General features: G+C 65.6%; 22 protein-coding genes and 1 tRNA gene. 14 read left to right on the top strand and 9 right to left on the bottom strand.

Annotated elements, in window-relative coordinates:
- The first annotated feature begins 7 nt into the window (after positions 1 to 7).
- Positions 8 to 865, top strand: coding sequence for a superoxide dismutase family protein (locus tag BR47_RS0122920; RefSeq protein WP_029120900.1), 858 nt, complete (start codon positions 8 to 10; stop codon positions 863 to 865).
- A gap of 232 nt (positions 866 to 1,097) precedes the next feature.
- Here BR47_RS0122920 and dcd read toward each other — a convergent pair whose 3' ends face one another.
- Positions 1,098 to 1,667, bottom strand: coding sequence for a dCTP deaminase (dcd, locus tag BR47_RS0122915; RefSeq protein ID WP_029105797.1), 570 nt, complete (start codon positions 1,665 to 1,667; stop codon positions 1,098 to 1,100).
- A gap of 45 nt (positions 1,668 to 1,712) precedes the next feature.
- Here dcd and BR47_RS0122910 point away from each other — a divergent pair.
- Both BR47_RS0122910 and BR47_RS0122905 read left to right on the top strand, forming a co-directional pair.
- A tRNA-Gly gene (locus BR47_RS0122910) sits at positions 1,713 to 1,786 on the top strand.
- A gap of 40 nt (positions 1,787 to 1,826) precedes the next feature.
- Entirely contained in the window at positions 1,827 to 3,287 is a 1,461-nt protein-coding gene (locus BR47_RS0122905; RefSeq protein ID WP_029120899.1) for a bifunctional phosphatase PAP2/diacylglycerol kinase family protein, read from the top strand.
- Here the strand turns inward: BR47_RS0122905 and BR47_RS0122900 are convergent.
- Together BR47_RS0122900 and BR47_RS0122895 are read right to left on the bottom strand one after the other, a co-directional pair.
- The gene (locus tag BR47_RS0122900) at positions 3,284 to 5,017 is read right to left on the bottom strand and encodes an acyl-CoA dehydrogenase family protein (protein ID WP_029120898.1); all 1,734 of its coding nucleotides are present in this window, start codon (positions 5,015 to 5,017) and stop codon (positions 3,284 to 3,286) included. The two genes, BR47_RS0122905 and BR47_RS0122900, sit on opposite strands and share 4 nt — an antisense overlap.
- Positions 5,018 to 5,091: 74 nt before the next feature.
- Positions 5,092 to 6,264: an aromatic ring-hydroxylating oxygenase subunit alpha gene (locus BR47_RS0122895; RefSeq protein WP_029120897.1), complete on the bottom strand. Its 1,173-nt coding sequence runs from the start codon at positions 6,262 to 6,264 to the stop codon at positions 5,092 to 5,094.
- Between the two features lie 111 nt (positions 6,265 to 6,375).
- Here BR47_RS0122895 and BR47_RS0122890 point away from each other — a divergent pair, with 111 nt between their 5' ends.
- Together BR47_RS0122890 and BR47_RS0122885 are read left to right on the top strand one after the other, a co-directional pair.
- Positions 6,376 to 6,996: a TetR/AcrR family transcriptional regulator gene (locus BR47_RS0122890; protein WP_029120896.1), complete on the top strand. Its 621-nt coding sequence runs from the start codon at positions 6,376 to 6,378 to the stop codon at positions 6,994 to 6,996.
- A gap of 50 nt (positions 6,997 to 7,046) precedes the next feature.
- Positions 7,047 to 7,592 (top strand): pyridoxamine 5'-phosphate oxidase family protein, encoded by a 546-nt coding sequence (locus BR47_RS0122885; protein ID WP_029120895.1) that lies wholly within the window; start codon positions 7,047 to 7,049, stop codon positions 7,590 to 7,592.
- Between the two features lie 2 nt (positions 7,593 to 7,594).
- Here BR47_RS0122885 and BR47_RS0122880 read toward each other — a convergent pair whose 3' ends face one another.
- The 3 genes from BR47_RS0122880 to BR47_RS0122870 form a co-directional block, all read right to left on the bottom strand.
- Complete coding sequence (locus BR47_RS0122880) at positions 7,595 to 8,044, bottom strand: cupin domain-containing protein (RefSeq protein WP_029120894.1); 450 nt, start codon at positions 8,042 to 8,044, stop codon at positions 7,595 to 7,597.
- A 37-nt stretch (positions 8,045 to 8,081) separates the two neighbouring features.
- Positions 8,082 to 9,308, bottom strand: coding sequence for an EstA family serine hydrolase (locus tag BR47_RS0122875; protein WP_029120893.1), 1,227 nt, complete (start codon positions 9,306 to 9,308; stop codon positions 8,082 to 8,084).
- Positions 9,309 to 9,419: 111 nt separating this feature from the next.
- Positions 9,420 to 9,668, bottom strand: coding sequence for an Rv2628 protein family (locus BR47_RS0122870; protein ID WP_036427674.1), 249 nt, complete (start codon positions 9,666 to 9,668; stop codon positions 9,420 to 9,422).
- 61 nt (positions 9,669 to 9,729) lie between these two features.
- On the opposite strand from BR47_RS0122870, the gene BR47_RS0122865 reads away from it, so the two are divergent.
- Complete coding sequence (locus tag BR47_RS0122865; RefSeq protein ID WP_029120891.1) at positions 9,730 to 10,287, top strand: sugar O-acetyltransferase; 558 nt, start codon at positions 9,730 to 9,732, stop codon at positions 10,285 to 10,287.
- 6 nt (positions 10,288 to 10,293) lie between these two features.
- Here the strand turns inward: BR47_RS0122865 and BR47_RS0122860 are convergent, their stop codons facing one another.
- Positions 10,294 to 10,932, bottom strand: coding sequence for an O-methyltransferase (locus BR47_RS0122860; RefSeq protein ID WP_029120890.1), 639 nt, complete (start codon positions 10,930 to 10,932; stop codon positions 10,294 to 10,296).
- Positions 10,933 to 10,994: 62 nt separating this feature from the next.
- Here BR47_RS0122860 and BR47_RS0122855 point away from each other — a divergent pair, with 62 nt between their 5' ends.
- From BR47_RS0122855 to BR47_RS0122845, 4 genes are all read left to right on the top strand, one after another.
- A complete protein-coding gene (locus tag BR47_RS0122855) occupies positions 10,995 to 11,615 on the top strand; it encodes a TetR/AcrR family transcriptional regulator (protein ID WP_029120889.1) in 621 nt (206 codons plus the stop codon).
- 45 nt (positions 11,616 to 11,660) lie between these two features.
- Positions 11,661 to 11,924, top strand: coding sequence for a hypothetical protein (locus tag BR47_RS33280; protein ID WP_141772289.1), 264 nt, complete (start codon positions 11,661 to 11,663; stop codon positions 11,922 to 11,924).
- 67 nt (positions 11,925 to 11,991) lie between these two features.
- A complete protein-coding gene (locus tag BR47_RS0122850; RefSeq protein ID WP_029120888.1) occupies positions 11,992 to 13,083 on the top strand; it encodes a TIGR03857 family LLM class F420-dependent oxidoreductase in 1,092 nt (363 codons plus the stop codon).
- On the top strand, positions 13,076 to 13,765 hold the full coding sequence (locus BR47_RS0122845) for a TetR/AcrR family transcriptional regulator (protein WP_029120887.1): 690 nt from the start codon (positions 13,076 to 13,078) through the stop codon (positions 13,763 to 13,765). Before BR47_RS0122850 ends, BR47_RS0122845 begins: the two co-directional genes overlap by 8 nt.
- Here BR47_RS0122845 and BR47_RS0122840 read toward each other — a convergent pair whose 3' ends face one another.
- Positions 13,766 to 14,422 carry a maleylpyruvate isomerase N-terminal domain-containing protein gene (locus tag BR47_RS0122840; RefSeq protein ID WP_029120886.1) on the bottom strand — a complete coding sequence of 219 codons (657 nt, stop codon included), beginning with the start codon at positions 14,420 to 14,422 and terminating at the stop codon, positions 13,766 to 13,768.
- The gene (locus BR47_RS0122835; RefSeq protein WP_029120885.1) at positions 14,412 to 15,170 is read right to left on the bottom strand and encodes a DUF899 domain-containing protein; all 759 of its coding nucleotides are present in this window, start codon (positions 15,168 to 15,170) and stop codon (positions 14,412 to 14,414) included. Before BR47_RS0122835 ends, BR47_RS0122840 begins: the two co-directional genes overlap by 11 nt.
- Positions 15,171 to 15,256: 86 nt before the next feature.
- On the opposite strand from BR47_RS0122835, the gene BR47_RS0122830 reads away from it, so the two are divergent.
- From BR47_RS0122830 to BR47_RS0122815, 4 genes are all read left to right on the top strand, one after another.
- On the top strand, positions 15,257 to 15,589 hold the full coding sequence (locus BR47_RS0122830) for an ArsR/SmtB family transcription factor (RefSeq protein ID WP_020103921.1): 333 nt from the start codon (positions 15,257 to 15,259) through the stop codon (positions 15,587 to 15,589).
- The gene (locus tag BR47_RS0122825) at positions 15,586 to 16,026 is read left to right on the top strand and encodes an SRPBCC family protein (RefSeq protein WP_029120884.1); all 441 of its coding nucleotides are present in this window, start codon (positions 15,586 to 15,588) and stop codon (positions 16,024 to 16,026) included. Before BR47_RS0122830 ends, BR47_RS0122825 begins: the two co-directional genes overlap by 4 nt.
- A gap of 21 nt (positions 16,027 to 16,047) precedes the next feature.
- Positions 16,048 to 16,788, top strand: coding sequence for a BglII/BstYI family type II restriction endonuclease (locus BR47_RS0122820; protein WP_029120883.1), 741 nt, complete (start codon positions 16,048 to 16,050; stop codon positions 16,786 to 16,788).
- A 79-nt stretch (positions 16,789 to 16,867) separates the two neighbouring features.
- The gene (locus tag BR47_RS0122815; RefSeq protein ID WP_081831370.1) at positions 16,868 to 17,731 is read left to right on the top strand and encodes an MT-A70 family methyltransferase; all 864 of its coding nucleotides are present in this window, start codon (positions 16,868 to 16,870) and stop codon (positions 17,729 to 17,731) included.
- Positions 17,732 to 17,748: the final 17 nt, after the last annotated feature.

Below are 17,748 nucleotides of genomic sequence, written 5' to 3'. Positions count from 1 at the left end.
GGGTGAGATGTTGAAGCGCACAACTGCAGCTGCTGCCCTGCTCACCGCACCCGTTTTTGTGCTGGCCGGCTGTAATTCCAACCAGAACACGTCGAAGTCATCGACCTCTACGCCGCCGACCACCTGGACCCAGGCCAATCCGTCCGCGCTGAACGTCGTGCTCAAGACATCCGACGGCAGACCCGTCGCCAACGCCTCGATCGACTTCACCGACGGCTACGCGACGGTGACCGTGGAGACCACCGGCGGCGGCATCCTCGCCCCGGGTAGCCACGGCATGCACATCCACTCCGTCGGCAAGTGCGAGGGCGACTTCACGTCAGCCGGCGGCCATCTGCAGGTCGCCGGGCATACGGGCCATCCGGCGAGCGGTGACCTGACGCCGCTGAACGTCCGCGGCGACGGCACAGGCAAGGTCGTCGCGACCACCGACGCGTTCACCGAAGCCGGCCTGAAGGGACCCGAAGGCAGTGCGCTGATCATCCACCAGGGACCGGACAACTTCGCCAACATCCCGCCGCGCTACACGCACAACGGCACGCCTGGCCCGGACGCCGAGACGCTGGCGACGGGTGATGCCGGCGGACGGGTCGCATGCGCGGTGCTTGCCCCTGCTGGTGCTACTTCTACGTCGTCTGCTTCTCCGTCGACGTCGACCGCGACGGTCACGGAGACGACGGGCGTTCCGGTGGCGCCGCCGGCGACTTCTTCGACGTCCGCGTCGACTTCTACTTCGACTTCGACCTCTACGACTCCGTCGACGACGACCACTACTTCCACGACGGTGTCGACCACTCCGACCACCACCACGGTTCCCAGCCCGGTAGGGCCGATGAGCCCGATGAACCCGATGCCAGGTGGCTGAGTTTGGTCTAGGCGTTGACTCTGTAATGAGGGCGCAGAAGGTCGAGTAGGCGACGCCCTGGATACAAGGTCAACGTCGGTGTGCCGCCTGTGTGCATTGATCCTGCGGCCACGGCGAGAAACGCCGAGTAGCGCACCCCTCCACCGCGGACTCAGCACTCAGGTGGCGTTGACTGCGAATCTACGCAGCCCGCGACTCGCAAAAGTTCTGCGTCAGTTCGCAGTCAACGGGGCTAGGGCTTGACGAAGTTCAGGTACGACCGCGAAGGCGTCGGACCGCGCTGACCCTGGTATTTGGAGCCGACCTTGTCGCTGCCGTAGGGGTGCTCGGCGGGGCTGGTCAGGCGGAGCAGGCAGAGCTGGCCGATCTTCATGCCGGGCCACAGGGTGATCGGCAGGTTGGCGACGTTCGACAGCTCCAGCGTGATGTGCCCGGAGAAGCCCGGGTCGATGAAGCCCGCGGTGGAGTGCGTCAGCAGGCCGAGGCGGCCCAATGAGCTCTTACCCTCGAGGCGACCTGCCAGATCGTGTGGCAGCGTGCAGGTTTCGAGTGTCGAGCCCAGCACGAACTCGCCCGGGTGCAGGACGAAGGGCTCGCCATCGGCGGGCTCGACCAGGGTGGTCAGCTCGTCCTGCTGCTGCGCCGGGTCGATGTGCGTGTAGCGGGTGTTGTTGAAGACCCGGAACAGGCTGTCCAGCCGGACGTCGACGCTGGAGGGCTGCACCATGGCGTCATCGAACGGGTCGATGCCGAGACGTCCAGCAGCGATTTCAGCCCGAAGATCGCGATCTGAGAGGAGCACGTGGGGAGCCTATCGGCCCGGGTTGATATCCTGCAGCGGCACCATGCCGATGTAGTTCAATGGCAGAACATCAGCTTCCCAAGCTGAATACGCGGGTTCGATTCCCGTCATCGGCTCCACGAAGGTTGAATTTCCGCCACAGCGGATACTTTGGGCCTCATGGACGTGCGCGCGATCGGTAAGGGCCTGGGCAGTCTGGACCGTGAGGTCTTCGAGGCAGTAGCCGAGTCGCCGAGCCCACTCCTGGACTCCACGATGCCCCGCCTGACCAGGGCCGCCGACCATTCCAAGCTGTGGTTCGCCATCGCCGCCGGGCTCGGCGCGTTCGGCAGCCAGTCGGTGCGTCGCGGCGCGGCACGCGGCGTCGTCAGCCTCGCGGTGACGAGCCTCGTCACCAATCAGCTCGCGAAACGGATCTGGCGACGGCCGCGCCCGGACCGCACCCTCATCCCGCTGGTCCGACGGAGCAAGCGCGTCCCCACCTCCAATTCACTGCCATCGGGGCACTCCGCGAGCGCCGCGGCCTTCGCGGTGGGCGTCGGCCTGGAGTCGCCAGCCGTCGGTCTACCGCTGGCTCTCCTCGCCGGTCTGGTCGGACTGTCGCGGGTGGCCACCGGTGCGCACTACCCCGGCGACGTGTTCGCCGGCTTCGGCATCGGCGCCGCGATCGCGGTCCTGGGCGCCCGCATCGTCCCGACCATCCCGGCCACCACCCTGCCGACGTCGGATCCGTTGCGGTTCCGCACCGAGCCCCGACCGGAGGGCGAAGGCGTGGCCCTCGTGATCAATCCGGCCTCCGGTGACGGGACGGGCAAGAGGGTCATCGAAGAGGCCCGGAAAGCCTTGCCGCGCATGGAAATCGTGGAGCTCCAAAAGGACGACGACATCGAGACGGTGCTGCGGGAGACGGCCGAACGCGCCGAGGTGCTCGCCGTCGGTGGCGGCGACGGGACGGTGGCCTGCGCAGCGGGCATCGCCGTCGAGAAGGGTGTTCCGCTCGCCGTGTTCCCCGGCGGGACGTTCAACCACTTCGCCAAGGACATCGGCTGCGATTCGGTGGCCCGGACCGCCGAGGCGATCGCCAGAGGTTCCGCTGCCTACGTAGATCTGGTGTGCCTCAACGAGAAACAGATGGTGATCAACACCGCCAGCATCGGCGCCTACCCCAACTACGTGCGAACGCGCGAGAAGCTCGAGCGCAGGATGGGCAAACCGCTGGCCGGGCTGTACGCGCTGTATCTGACGCTGCGCAAGGAAGCGCCGGTGCGAATCAGCTACGACGACAAGACACTTGAGACCGAGCTCTTCTTCCTAGGTAACTCGACGTACTTCCCGTCGGGGTTCGCCCCGTCGGTGCGGCCGCGCCTCGACGACGGCCTGATCGACGTCCGCATCCTCGAAACCGGGCGACGGTTCAGCCGGCTGCGCATCGCGACGGCCGTCCTGTTGGGCCGCCTCGAACGCAGCCCGCTCTATCACGAGCTGCAGGTGCCGGAGTTCCGGTTCGTCGCCGTCGACGGGCCGACGCCCGTCGCCCACGACGGCGAGGTGGGAGAAGCGCTGAGCGAGGCCAGCTTCACCGTGCGGTACCGGGCACTGCCGGTGTTCCGTCCCCTCTAGGGCCGCATCTCGTACGCACCGTCGTACGCCGCCACCTGGTCCCAGACCCGATCAAAACGCGCCGCATCGACGACGGGCTTGCGGATCGCCGACAAGGCCCACTCCTGTTGCGCCACCGTCGAACTCGGCTTGCCGTGCAGCGCAACCGCATACGACGAGAAGTCACGGATCTGGAAGTCGAAGATCTGATCCAGCAGGTCCGGATCAAGCCCGGTGAGTTCGGCCTGCTCAAGGATCAGCTGCCCGTAGACGACGAGCGTGAACAGGTGCCCGACAACGAGGACGAAGTCGAGGTCGCGCTGCTGATCGGCGTCGGGTGCCGCGGTCAGCAGCAGGTCCTTGAAGGCCTGCACCTGCTCGTAGAAGCGGGCCACGTTCGGCACCGAGAGGTTCCGCTCGTACACCGGGGCCCAGTCCGCGAACTGCACCTTGGAGGCACCGCGCGCGGGCCCCTGTGCCCAGAAGAACACGTCGTCGGCCGCGTCGTCGCGGGTGCCGATCTCGGGGTAGCTCGCCGGGTTGAACATGTAGTTGGGCATGAACTTCAGGATCTGCGCGACGTTGACGTGCACCGTGCCCTCGAGCCGGGGCAGCGCGCCGATGAGGCGGTTGACCTCGTTGAAGTAGGTGTTCTTCTCGAAGCCCTTGGCGGCCAGTACATCCCACAGCAGGGTGATGACCCGTTCGCCCTCAGAGGTGACCTTCGACTTGGTGACGGGATTGAACAGCAGGTACCGGCGGTCGTCGAGGCCGGCGCTGCGGAAGTAGTCGATGGCGCGGTCGCTGAACAGCTTCATCGCGACCAATCGGGCATAGACGTCGACGAATGACGCACGCACGTGCGGGAAGTCGGTCACCGGGTTGCCGTAGAGGATCCGGTTGTTGGCGTGCGTGATCGCCTCGTAGAAAGCGTGCTCGCACATGCCGATCGAGCCACTGCACAGATTGAACTTGCCGACGTTGACGGTGTTGAGCGCCGCCGAGAACGCCTCCGGCCCGGTGCACAGAATGTCTTCCTCGTGCACCGGATAGTCGTTGAGCCGGAACGTGCTGACGAACATCTGGCCGTGCACGACATTGTCGATCAGTTCGTAGTTCTCATGGCCGCTGTCCGCGACGAACCACACGTAGCCGTCGGGCCCGTCGACGTCGGTGCGGCGCGAGAACACCGACACCATGCCGGCGACGTTGCCGTTGCCGATGTAGTACTTCGTCCCCGAAGCCCGGAACACGACGCCCTCGTCGGACGTCGGCGTCAGCAGCATGTCGGTGTTGTAGATGTCGGCGCCGTGCTCGCGTTCGGACAGCGCGAACGCCATGACGCCGCCCGCCTCGAGTTGGGCGGCGGCCCGTTCCTTGGCCTTGATGTTGTCGCTCTGCCAGATGGGGCCGAGGCCGAGGATGGTGACCTGCTCCGCGTACCAGTACGCGAGGCCGTAGAACCCGAGGATCTCGCTCAGCACGGCATTGCGTGAAGTGTCCCAGCGCTTGTTCGGATCACCGTCGGCGAACTCCGACGGCGTCAGGAACGTCGCGAAAACCCGCTCCCGCTTGATGAAATCGAGAAAGTCGGCGACCCAGGTGGCGTCCAGATCGTCCTGCAGCAACCGCACCTTGCCGCGGTCCTCGAACCACTCGATCAAAGCGCGCAACTGGCGCCGCGTCTCCGGGTCGAATTGCTGGGGGTTGAAGTCGTTCGGGTTGAGCAACAGGCCGCTAGAGTTCGGCATGGGTACCTTCTTCGGTCCGGGTGTGGCACCGAATCTAGCGCCCGGACGCTCCCGGGACGGCGAATTGCGCGTCCTTATTCGAGCGCCACACCGAGTTCCTCGGCGAACACCTTGATCATGTGTTGCACGCCAATCTCGTTGCGGCCGATGATCATGTGATCGTGCTGGCCGTGCCGGACACCTTCGCCGCACTGGGGCAGCATGGCGAAGTCCTCGTCTACGACGGCGGCGTGGACGTTTTCGTACACCTGGTCGTAGACCGCCCGCATCTCATCATTGGTGGCCGGCACGCGTCCCATCCAGCTGTGCCGCACCGTGCACCGGGTCGGTTCGCCGGCCGGCAGGATGTCGATGATCTCGACGCCGACCGGGCTGTTCGCCAGGATCAGGTTGGGATAGATCCAGTAGATGACGCCCATGTTCTGGTGCGGGTCCCATGAACCGGACGGGTCGTCGGCGAGATTGGCGACCCAGTTGAAGGGAAAGCCGATGCGATGGTGCTTGCCGTACTCGTCGTATACCCCGGTGTTGGGCAGGGTGTTCTGCCCAATCACGCTCTCGCCGTGGACAAATGGGAAGTGGTAACCCTCGGCGAACGCTTCCAGGGCGCCCTTCCATGACACTTGGGACTGGAACTCTTTCTCTGTGTGATAGCCGTATGAGGCATAGTTCATCAGCGCGAGTTCCGGCCCGATGGACCCGAGATGGCCATCGACGTCGATGTCAGCGCCGGCAGTCAGCACGGCCCAGATGAAGCCATGTCGCTCCTGGCTCGGCAGCTCAACAAGTCCGTAGTCGGCCTTGTCCATGGAATCGAATCCCGCCTTGCCGGGAACGGTGAACAGTTCGCCGGTGTTCTTGTAGCTCCACGCGTGGTACGGGCAGGTGAACCGGGCGGCGTTACCGGCTCCGCACGCCGGTTTCGCGCCGCGGTGGCGGCAGTAGTTGAGGAACACGTGACTGGCGCCGGCACGGTCGCGGGTCACCAGTAGCGAGTCACCCAACACCGAGCGCACGACATAGTCGTTGACGTTGGGAATCTGGGCCGACGGCACGATGGCCAGCGGCACGCGGCGCAGCACCTGCGACTCCTCGATTTCGGTGATCTTCGGATCTCGGTAGTAGTGCAGCGGCACCCGCAGTTCGCGGTCGGCCATATCTGTCGTCTTGTCGACGGCATGGCGCAAGGCGCGCCTCGTCAGTTCCTCGTCTTGATTGCTGACCGGTCCTTCGGCGATCGCCGTCATCGCTGACCTCATTTCACGTTCGGGAATATCCGGACCATACATCAGACAGTAGTTGTATGGTCAAGAGTCGGTGGCGTTCAGTGAAGCGCAGCGGGATGGAAGTATGCGGTGATGCGCAGACACGGCTGGTCTGGTGACATCCCCGTCGACGACGACGAGGCGGTACGCCGCATTGTCAGCGCGGCCCGCTCGTCGATCGACGCGCGGGGTTCGGTGAGCGTGTCCGATGTGGCCACTGAACTCGGGATTACACGGCAGACGGTGTATCGCTACTTCCCCACCCTCGACGCGCTGATGGCGGGCACCGCGCTGTCGGCTGTCGAAGGCTTTCTGGACCGCTTGGCCGCTGACCTGCAATCGATCACCGACCCCACCGATGCCGTGATCGAAGGCATCGCCTACACCTTGGAACAGCTCCCCAACGATCGCTATCTGAGCTTGGTCATGCACCCCGGCAGGGCGAGTGCCTTCGCCGCGGGCGCCACCTCCGAGACGGCGATTTCATTCGGTCGATCGATCCTCGAGCGCTTTCAAGTCGATTGGCCTGCAGCCGGTTTCAGTGGACGGCAACTCGACGAGCTTGTCGAGTTCATGCTGCGCACACTGCAGTCGTTCATCTTGGATCCCGGCGGCCCCGAGCGGCACGGCGAGGAATTGCGCGCCTTCCTCCATCGCTGGGTCGCCCCGGCAGTCCAGATGCATCACGACGCAGTCGCCAACACGGCTCCGTAGCGCGCGAAACTCTGTCGACCAATTCCACTCCGCCGTGAAACCATGCCCCTATGGCCAAGCAGTTCCCGGAGATCACTGACAGATTCAGCACCTTCATTGCCGCGCAGAGCATCTACTTCGTGGCGACGGCGGCGAGTGACGGCAGGGTGAATCTCTCCCCGAAGGGCCTCGACTCCCTCCGAGTCCTCAGGCCGAATCGGGTGGCGTGGCTGAACCTGACCGGCAGCGGCAATGAGACCTCGGCGCATCTGCTCGACAACCCGCGGATGACGCTGATGTTCTGCTCGTTCGACCGCGAGCCCCTGATCCTGCGGCTGTATGGCACGGCCCGAGAAGTCCAGCCCAAAGACCCCGACTGGGACGAGCTCTACCGCGAGTTCCCGCCGCACATCAGCGCCCGCCAGATCTATGACATGACCGTGGACCTGGTCCAGACGTCGTGCGGCTTCGGCGTGCCGCTCATGTCGGTCGAATCCGAGCGCGTGCTGCTCGACACCTGGGCCGAGAAGAAAGGCCCGGAGGGCGTCGCCGAATACTGGCAGCAGAAGAACCTGTCGAGCATCGACGGGATGCCGACGAAGCTGGCTGTGGACTGACCTCAGCCGGCGCAGGCGTCGGGGGCATCGACGCGCAGCGGCACGTCGGCGGGCATCGTGTAGGTGACGACGACTTCGGCGGCACCGGCATTCTCGTTGGCTACCCGATGCGGCACTCCAGCCGGAATGAAAACCGCTTGGCCACTGCCGAATTCAGTTCCCGCACAGTTGTCAGCGGTTTGCAGCACGACGCCGCCGGCATTGATCGCCGAATACTCGGTTCCGGGGTGGGTGTGCCAGCCGCTGCTCGCACCCGGCGCCAGTTTCAGCCCCTGAACGATCAGGGTCGACGGCGAGCCGCCGGTGACAATCTCGACCGGAGCCGTGGTGTCGCCGCGAGCGAGATCCGTCCGCACGACGTCCCCCTCGGGCGGCGTCGCCCCGGCGACGGGTGCCGACAACATCGCCAGGCCAAGTGCCGCACAGGCATTCCCAACGCGCAACTTTGTCATGCGTTCACTGTGCGCGACGTGTGGCGAGTTCGCATGGTTATGTCTGCGATCTGGTCCCGAGTACATCGCGGAAAATTGCCTGCCGAAGGCTGAGTTCTCGCGGATCACTGTTGAGGTGAAAGCCCAACTTGTTCGTTACATATGCGAAGCCGGTGCCGGTATCTGGATCGGCGAACCCGAATGAACCCCCTGCTCCGTTCATCCCGAACGCGTGGTCGGAAGAACCGAAGACAAGCTGAGTGGGCGGTTTCGAGAAGCCCAGCGAGAAGCACGTATCTACATGCAACAGCTTGTCACGGACCCCGCCTGTCGGAGGTATCGCGGGACTCTTCAATGCCTCGAAAGTTGTTGGGGATAGGCCGATCTCAGAGCCACCCGTCGCGGCGTCGCCGTATAGCTGCGCGATCGACCGTGCGGTTCCGATGCCGTTTCCTGCCGGCATCTCAACAACTCTCAGCTCTTCGCGATTGAAATCGTCGAACACCTTGACGCCGGGCGGCATGCCGGCGCGTGCAGTCAGACTGCGTGGATTCATCATCGCCAGGGCAAATCTGGGCGGAAGCGTGTGCAGATGTAGAGCCATCTGCGCCACGGACCAGGCGTGCAAGTGCGCCACACGGCTGCGGTCCACGGATACCGGCAGCCCGATGTAGAAATCCAACCCCAGCGGCGCAGCGATTTCCTCGGCGAAGAACTTGGCCAACGTCCTCCCCTGGGGATCGGTGCGCCGGATCAGCTCAGTCAGATACGGCCCCAACCCCCACGGGTGATAGCCATGACGGGTTCCCGGCCTCCAGGCCGGCTCCTGTGCCGCCAGCCTTTCCGACACCTTCGATGGATCGGCGTATTCGGACAGCGTCAGGGGTGGAGATATGACAGCGAGCCCCGCTTGATAGGACAGCAACTGCCGCACAGTGACCGAGTCCTTGCCGGCCTGGGCGAACTCGGGCCAATAGTCGGCCACTCGCGCGTCGTACGAGAGATATCCACGCGATACTGCCAGCGCAATAGCCAGCGCGACAACACCTTTCGTCGTGGAGAACACGATCACGCCAGTGTCGTGCTGCCACGATTCCTTGGTGTTGCCGTTACGGTAGCCGCCCCACAAATCGACGACCTTCTTGCCGTCACGAAAGGCGGCGACGGCCGCACCAATCTCCGATCCGCCGCTGAAGTTGCGACGGAACGCGTCGGCGACCTTGCCATAACCCTCGTCGACGCCTCCGCCTACCAGATCGGGTGGAACCTTGACCTTATGCGCCATGTCCTTGCTCCCCGCTACTCAGCGGATGCGAACCGGACCTAATGCTATTCCCGTTGCCGTCTTACGCACGAGGCTTCACGTAGTTGATCTTCGCGATGGTCAAAGTTTCGGCTACGCGACCATGACGTCGACCGACAGCCGCTCTCCAAGCGCGTACACGGTCGGCCAGTCCTGATTCTGGGCGGCCGACTCCAGCGCATCGATGAGCGGGCTCTCCACCCCCAGTTCGGCCAGCCACGACGACACGGTGGCGGCGATCTGCTCGCCGGGTACCTCTTCGGCACGCCGGCCGTGCAGACGGTCGACGACCACGAAGGTCGGCGCGGTGGGGCGCCGGCGGCGGAAGTCGATGATGCTCATACCAATTGAACGAATCAGGCGTCAAAAAGGTTCACCGCGGCCGAGCACCTAACGTGGATGTATGGCTCGTTCGATGCGCGACCGCATGCTCGCTGGTGACCTCTACATTGCCGACGACCCCGAACTGATCCGCGAGTCGAAACGAGCGCAACAGCTCACCCACCGGATCAATGCGCTCGACCCCACAGACCTCGACCAGCGAAACCGCCTACTTCGCAAACTCCTCGGCGCTTTCGGGGAGAACAGTGAAATCCGTCCGCCCCTGCAGTGCGACTACGGCTACCAAACCACCATCGGCGCCCGCACTTTCGCGAACTGGGGGCTCATCCTTCTCGACGTCGCGCGGATCAGCATCGGTGACGATGTGCAGATCGGACCCAACGTGCAGCTGCTGACGGCCACCCACCCACTGAATCCCGACGTCCGCCGAGACAAGTGGGAGGCGGCCGAACCGATCACGATCGGCGACAACGTGTGGCTCGGCGGCGGCGTCATCGTGTGCCCGGGCGTCACCATCGGCGCGGACACGGTCGTGGGTGCCGGTTCGGTAATCACCCGCGACCTGCCACCACGTGTGCTGGCCGTGGGCTCGCCGGCCCGGGTGATCCGCGAGCTGTAGGGCCGGCTACACCCGGACGGTCAATTCCATGCCCTTGTCGAGCGGAATCGGGACGCTCACGTAGCCGCTCCCCGGAGCGTTGACGTAGTCGCGGTAGACGTGATCAGGGTCGAGCCTGACGTTGTCGCCGAGAATCAGCGCTCCGGGCGCCAACACCGGCTCCAAGATCTTCAACACCGGCAAATCCAGATCGGGCCAGCCGTCGAGAAGCACGAATTGCACTGGGCCCGTGACGGTCTCGAGGGTCGTGCGGGCGTCGCCTTCCAGAATCGTGATCAAGTCAGCAACCCCCGCCTCGGCGAACGTCGCGCGGGCCGCCGATATCTTCTGCGAACTCATCTCCGTGGTGATGATCCGCCCGACACCGTTGTCGCGGACTGCCGCGGCCAGGTGCAGGGTGGAGATGCCATACGACATCCCGTACTCCACGATGGTCGAGGGCTTCACTGCGCGGACCAGGCTGTACAGCAGTCGGCCCGAGTCGGGAGCCACCGAGAGGTAGAAGTCCTGGCACACGTCGGCACGTTCTGCAATTTCGTAGTCGGTCGGCGAAATCCCTTGCCGCCGTTGATCGTCCAACTGCGCATCGGCGAACAGGCGATTGATGATCGAGGCGTAATCCGGTTGGTTCAGTGTTGAGGTCATACGACCTACAGTAGACGCAACGTTGCGTCTAGACTAGGCCTACGATGGTGTTCAATCGAGCCATGGCAGGCGCGCAATCGCATCACGGGAACCGGCACGGTCGCAGTGAAGCTGCGCGGGAAGCCGTACTGCGCGCGGCCGATGACCTACTGGTCGAGAAGGGCTTCTCCGGCGTCACCATGGAAGGCATCGCCAAGGCGGCGGGGGTCGCCAAGCAGACCGTCTATCGCTGGTGGGGCTCCAAGACCGAGGTCCTCATGGACGCATTCCTCGAAGACGCCGCCGCAGCTTTGGAGCCACCCGACACCGGCAGCCTCGACTCCGACCTGCGCGCACATCTGCGCGATACCGCCCACTTCCTGACCACGGATGACGCGGGCGCTGTCTACCGCGCACTCATCGGACAGTCCCAACACGATTCGGAGCTGGCACAGACATTTCGCTCCCGCTACCTCGATGATCAGCGCACGCGCGACCAGAAACCGTTCCTCCGCGCGATCGAACGCAATGAACTGTCCCCCGAGACCGATGTGGCCGCATTGGCCGAGTGGCTCGTCGGCCCGGTTCACCATCGGGTGATCGTGACAGGCGAACCGATCGACGATGCGTTCCTCGACGCCGTTGTCGACGTCGTCCTGGCGGTGTCGGCATCGGCCCTGAGCCACGATTCGAAGTCAATCTAACCAATTGGCCATGCGACCAATTGACCGTCATGTAAATATGGCGGCGTGACTGAAGATGCCGATGTGGCACAAGCTCGGGCATTGCGCGCCGAGCTGCGTAGGCATGCCTGGGACCTCACATCCAGGCTGGCCCGGGTCGAGTCCCTACCCGATGCGACGGCCTGGTCAGAGCGGGCGCGGTCGATGCGGCGGCGCGCCCGAGAGCTACGGCGCGACCTCGATGAGGCCAGATTTCTGATCGATCAATTGCATGCCCGGTTCCCGAGCATCGACGCGGCGGGCGCATCGGCGGACACTCCAAGTTATTGAGAACCCTCATTGACAATTGCCCCCTGAATGGTTAACAGTGCTAAGCGTCTCCGATGAAAGGCGCACCATGAGCACGCAGGACCAGCTCAACGAGCTCGGCTACTACGCCGTCACCCGGCACCCCGCGGACACCCGCGTGGTGCTGCCCGAGGCCCGGGATGCCCAGGCGCTCGGGTTGGGCTCCTGCCACATCGGTGAGCGCTTCACCGTGAAAGACGCGGGCGTCCTCAGCGGCGCGGTGGCAGGCGCCAGCACGACTTTGGGCATCGCGCCGTCGACCAATCACCACACCCGGCATCCCACGGTCACCGCGACGATCGGGTCGACGATGCACGCCCTGACTGAGGGCCGGTTCGCGATGGCCTTCGGCCGCGGAATGGGGCCCTACTGGCAGGCGATCGGCCTGCCGGTCGTGACCGAGGCGCGGCTGCGCGACTTCTTCGGCATCCTGCGCCGCCTCTGGGCCGGCGAGATGATTCTCAATCACGAGGGCCCGGCCGGGAAGTGGCCCATGCTGCGCCACGTGAACGGCCTGGAAGACGGGCCGCCGATCGGCCTGGTCGCGGTCGGCCCGAAGACGATGGAGCTGGCCGGCGAAATCGCCGATTTCGTTGTGCTGCATACATTCTTCTCCGACGAGGCGACGGAGAAGTCGGTCGCCGCGGTACGCCGCGGCGCGGAGAAGGCGGGCCGGGACCCCGACAGCGTCCGCATCTGGGCATGCCTGGCGACCGTCCCCGACGCGTTGTCCGAGGACGACCAGATCCGGCGCGGCGTCGGACGGCTCGCGACCTACCTACAGGCCTACCCGGACGTCCTGGTCTCGGCCAACGGCTGGGACCGCGCGACGTGGGACCGCATCCGACAGTCCGACCTGTTCACCGATGCGGCGACCGCCGGACCCATCGACGCCAGCGCGTCGTTCGAGACGCTGCAGCGGATCGCTGAGCTGATCCCCACCGAGTGGCTCGACGCCGTCGCCAAGGGCTCGCCACAGGACTGCGCGAAAACCATTGCCCGCCAGTATGATCTGGGCGTGCATTCGGTGATCATGCACGGGGCCAGCCCGCACGAACTGGCGCCCGTCGTCGAGGCCTACCGGGCCAACCGGCCGACGCTGCACCGGGCCGTCGCGGCGAATCCGGGCCGATTTGCCTGAGCGCCCGGCCCGCGACTCCCCGCAGGCGGCCCTCGCCCGGGAGCAGTGGCAGGCCGTCGTCACAGAGTCCGGTGCCGGCACCAAGCTGAACAAGCGCGGCCTGGAAACCCGGGCCCGCCTGCTCGACGTCGCCATCCGCTGTCTGGCCGACAGCGGTGGCGAGCCCGTGTCGGCGAACCGCATCGCCAAGGATGCGGGCGTCACCTGGGGCACCGTGCAACACCAGTTCGCCGACCTGGACGGGCTCTGGGTCGCGGTCATCACCGAAATCCACTCCCGCAGTTGGGCTTCCGGACCGGACACGCCCCGCAGCGGCACCCTGCGCGAACGGGTGGAAGGGGCCATCGAATCCGTCTGGCACTACCTGGACACCACCGAGGGCCGCGCTCTCACGGCGCTGCGCACGTCACTACCGGCACGACGGTCTGACATCGCCGCCGAATATCCGCGCACCGCAGCGGCTTTCGCGGCCCGCGAGCTCGACTGGATTCAGGGCTTCGACTACCTGATGGACGGGCTGGACGTCGACCCGGACCAGTTGCACCGGGTGCGGTGCCTGCTGCCCGCCGCGATCCGCGGTCTCAGCAACGAGCGGCAGATCGGTTTCACATCGGATCTCGACGTTGCCCGCGCGGCCCTGACCGACGCCGTCGTCGCGTTGCTAACTCAGCCGCGGCGGTAGTCACTCAACGAGATCGGCGGTTGCCGGCCCGAACATGTACAGGTGATCGAGCACCGCCGCCGGGTCCCCGGACCACGCCATGGCCGCCATCTGATGTCGGCTGCGCCGTCCGGTGCGCCAGCGCAGCGCTTCGAATCGCGTCGTCTTCAAATCGATCACGGGTTCGGCGTCTGGACCGCACCGGTACTCACCGTCCTCGACCATGATCCGCACCGGCACCGGCGTCACCAGCTTGCGTAGCAGTTGATCGGAAACACACTGCAGTGCAGCCGAATCCCTCGCACCCGGGCGGCCGAGCGCATCCCGGATGTCATGTTCGTGGACAACGATGTCACCGAGCGGCGGCGCGATGCCTTCGCGCGCGAGCCGCGGTAGCTCCGTGGCGGCGTCACCCCAGGCCCGCAGGATGTCGTCCAGGCCGCAGCCGTCGAACCGGGCCACTTGCGCCGCCGTCTGGGCATCGTTGGGTGGGGCGACCCGGCGCCCCGCAGCCCAATCCTGCGCGACGCCGGCCATATGGGCCAGCACATCCCGCACCGACCATCCGGGGCAGGCAGCGACCGGCGCATCGACGGAAACGTCTGGCGCACTGACCAACTCGACGATGCGGTCCATGGCCTGCTGGTAGAGATCCGCGAGTTCAGGTTCATCGCTCACAGGAGGCGCACCCTTCTGCGCGCGGCGGACGGGGGTCGTCGGGCTTACTGGGGTCGGGGTCGCCGAACCACCGTGAAGGCTGGTGCTCGCCGTAGGTGTCGTGCCAGTCCCACCATTCGTAGGGCGGGTCCTGCGGGTATCCGGGCGGGGAGTCCTCCCAGTTCTCCTGACGGCCGAGCGCCGTCATGTCGAGATAGCTCCAGGAGGTACCGAGCGCTTCGTCGCCGCGGTTGTTGATGAAGTATGTGCGGTAGACGGCGTCACCGTCGCGGATGAAGGCGTTGGTGCCGTGCCACTCGTGCACACCGAAGTCGACGTCGAAGTCGTCGGTGATGGTATACCACGGCATCTTCCAGCCCATGCGGGCCGTCATCCGCGCGATGTCGGGCTGCGGCGCGCGCGAGGCGAACGCCAGCGTCGTGTCGCGCGCGTTCAGATGAGCCACATGTCCGACGTTGTCGGCGATCATCGAACACCCGCGGCACGCATGCTCGGGCCAACCCTTCACACCTTCCTCGAAGAAGGCACGGTAGACGACGAGTTGCCTTCGGCCACTGAACAAGTCGGTGAGGCTGAGCTCGCCATCGGGGCCGACGAACGTGTAGTTCTTCGTCACCGGCGTCCACGGCATACGGCGGCGCATCGCGGCCAGTTGGTCCCGCCGCCGGGTCCACTCTTTCTCCGCGACGAGCATCTTCTCCAGCGCGGCGTCCCATTCGGCCGCGGACACGATCTCGGGTTTCTGCATGGCGTCTCTCCTCTACAGAATCATTAAACAAAGTTGTTGAACATTGCTATTCCAGGAGAGCACGATCCATCGCTATAGTCAACAAGATGGTTGAAGATCAGCTGCTGGACCGGGCGTACGCCGCCCTGGCGGATCCGACGCGCCGCCGGCTACTGGAGACGCTGCGACAAGGCGATGCCCGCATCACCGACCTGGCCGCCCCGCTGCCGATGACGTTCGCCGGCGTGTCCCGGCATATCGGCGTGCTGGAATCAGCGGGCCTGGTGCAACGCGATGTCCGCGGCCGCGAACGGTGGGTGTCCCTTCGCCCCGATGGGCTGACCATGGCGCAGCAGTGGATCAACGAACAATCCAATTTCTGGTCGGTACGGGCGGATGCCCTCGCGGACCGCTTGCGGCGCAAAGGACATGGCCAATGACAGAACCCGTGACCGTGCGCGTGCAGCGCGTCATGCCGGCGGTCCCCGACGTGGTGTTCGGCGAGTGGCTCGATGTCGAGTCGTTGATGGACTGGATGTGCCCGCGCCCATCCCGGTGTGTCGCCATCACCGTCGAACCCCATGTCGGCGGCAAGCTGCGGTTCGACGTCGACCACGACGCCACCGGCACCATCGTCCTGATCATCGGGCACTTCCTGGAGATCGACCGCCCGCGGCTGCTCCGTTTCACGTGGAGCAATTCCAACTGGCCCGACCCGACCATGGCCAGCGTCGTCAACGTCACCTTCGAGCCCCACGGCGACGGCGAGACGCTGATGGAGATCGAGCACTCGCTGCTGCCGTCGCACGAGTACGACAACTTCCACAACGGTTGGGCGCGCACCGCCGAACAGTTGGAGGCCGTGCTGCGTGGCTGAGCGCACTGCTACCGTCGCCCCGTGGATCTGACGGACTCGTACACCCGCGTGCTGCCGCCGCACATCCGCGGCCGGTACGAGTTCATCGAGACCCGCAACGCCGCCGCGATCCTGGCCGCCACCAACCCGCAGCGGTTCGACGAACTCGTCACCGCCCTGCACGAATTCCAGCTCCGCACGGACGATCTCGTCCAGCCCGGCGGCCAGGAGACCGAGCTCGCGGCCCGGCTCAACACCGCCTTCCGGAACAAGGGCTGGCGTGAGGCACGCGTGGACACGCGCATCCGACTCGAGCTCCGCAAGATGCCGCACAAGCCGGCCGGCGAAATGCACCCCACCCTGGAGGACACCGAGGTGTTCAACGAGGGCTACAAGGTCGACAACTTCGTCGACCGGCTGGCTCTGGATGTGGAGTGGAATGCCAAGGACGGCAACCTCGATCGCGACCTGAGCGCCTACCGCGCGCTGTACGACGCGGCGCTGATCGACGTCGCCGTCATCATCACCCGCACCCAGACCGACCTGCGCACCCTGGGCTACCGGCTGGGCATCGAAGCCGGCATGGACGACGAGCGGGCCCGCCGCATCCTGGCCACCACGACCACCACCAACACCGAAAAGCTGCGGCCGCGGATGCAGCGCGGCGACAGCGGCGGCTGCCCGCTGCTGGCCGTCGCGATCTGTGCCCGCACCTGGGCCGACCACGCCCCGGATCAAGAGTCTCCGGACACAACCGACGACATCGGCCTCTGGGAGGCCTGACCTGTCGGTGCCATCGCCTACGATTTCGTGAAGATCTTCTCCGTTCGAAAAGATCTAATTCGAAGGTAGGAGTGACAACGTGGCGAAACGCAGCGACCAGGCCGGCGCCGAGACGAAGGCCGCCCCCCTGCGCGATATCGCCGCGCCGCCGCCGCTGCCCACCATCGACGGCGGCTGGAAGACCGTATTGGCCGATCCCCCTTGGCGTTTCACCAACCGGACCGGCAAGGTCGCACCGGAACACCGGCGCCTGGACCGCTACTCCACGCTCGATCTCGACGCCATCTGTGACATCCCGGTGTCGACCGTCGCCGCCCGTGACTCGCACCTGTATCTGTGGGTGCCCAACGCGCTGCTGCCCGAGGGGCTGCGTGTGATGGAAGCGTGGGGCTACCGCTACGTCTCCAACGTCATCTGGGCCAAGCGGCGCAAGGACGGCGGGCCCGACGGCCGCGGCGTCGGCTTCTACTTCCGCAACGTCACCGAGATCATCCTGTTCGGTGTACGCGGCAGCATGCGCACGCTGCCGCACGCCCGCAGCCAGGTCAACATGATCGAGACCCGCAAGCGGGAGCATTCCCGTAAGCCCGACGAGCAGTACGGATTCATCGAGGCCTGCTCCCCCGGCCCATACCTGGAACTGTTCGCCCGGCACCCGCAACCGGGTTGGACGGCGTGGGGCGACGAGTCCGCCGCCGACGTCACGCCGCGCGGCCAGGTTCACAAGGGCTATGCCGGCGGCGCGATCGACGTGCCACCGGTGACCAAGCACGTCCGGCTGGATCCGACGACGGCCGAACGCATCGGCAAGGAACTGCGCATCCGCTACGAGAACGGCGAGAGCATTCGCCAGCTCGCCGAGGAGACCGGCTACGGCATTACCCGGGTGCGCGGGCTGCTGGAGCGGGCGGGCACCACGTTCCGGGGTCGCGGCCCTCAGTAAGCCGCGGCCCAATAGAT

The organism is Mycobacterium sp. UNC410CL29Cvi84, assembly GCF_000686745.1.
Lineage (GTDB): Bacteria > Actinomycetota > Actinomycetes > Mycobacteriales > Mycobacteriaceae > Mycobacterium > Mycobacterium mucogenicum_B.
Note: the sequence above shows the minus strand (reverse complement) of the source record. Positions and strands in the feature narration are given on the sequence as shown.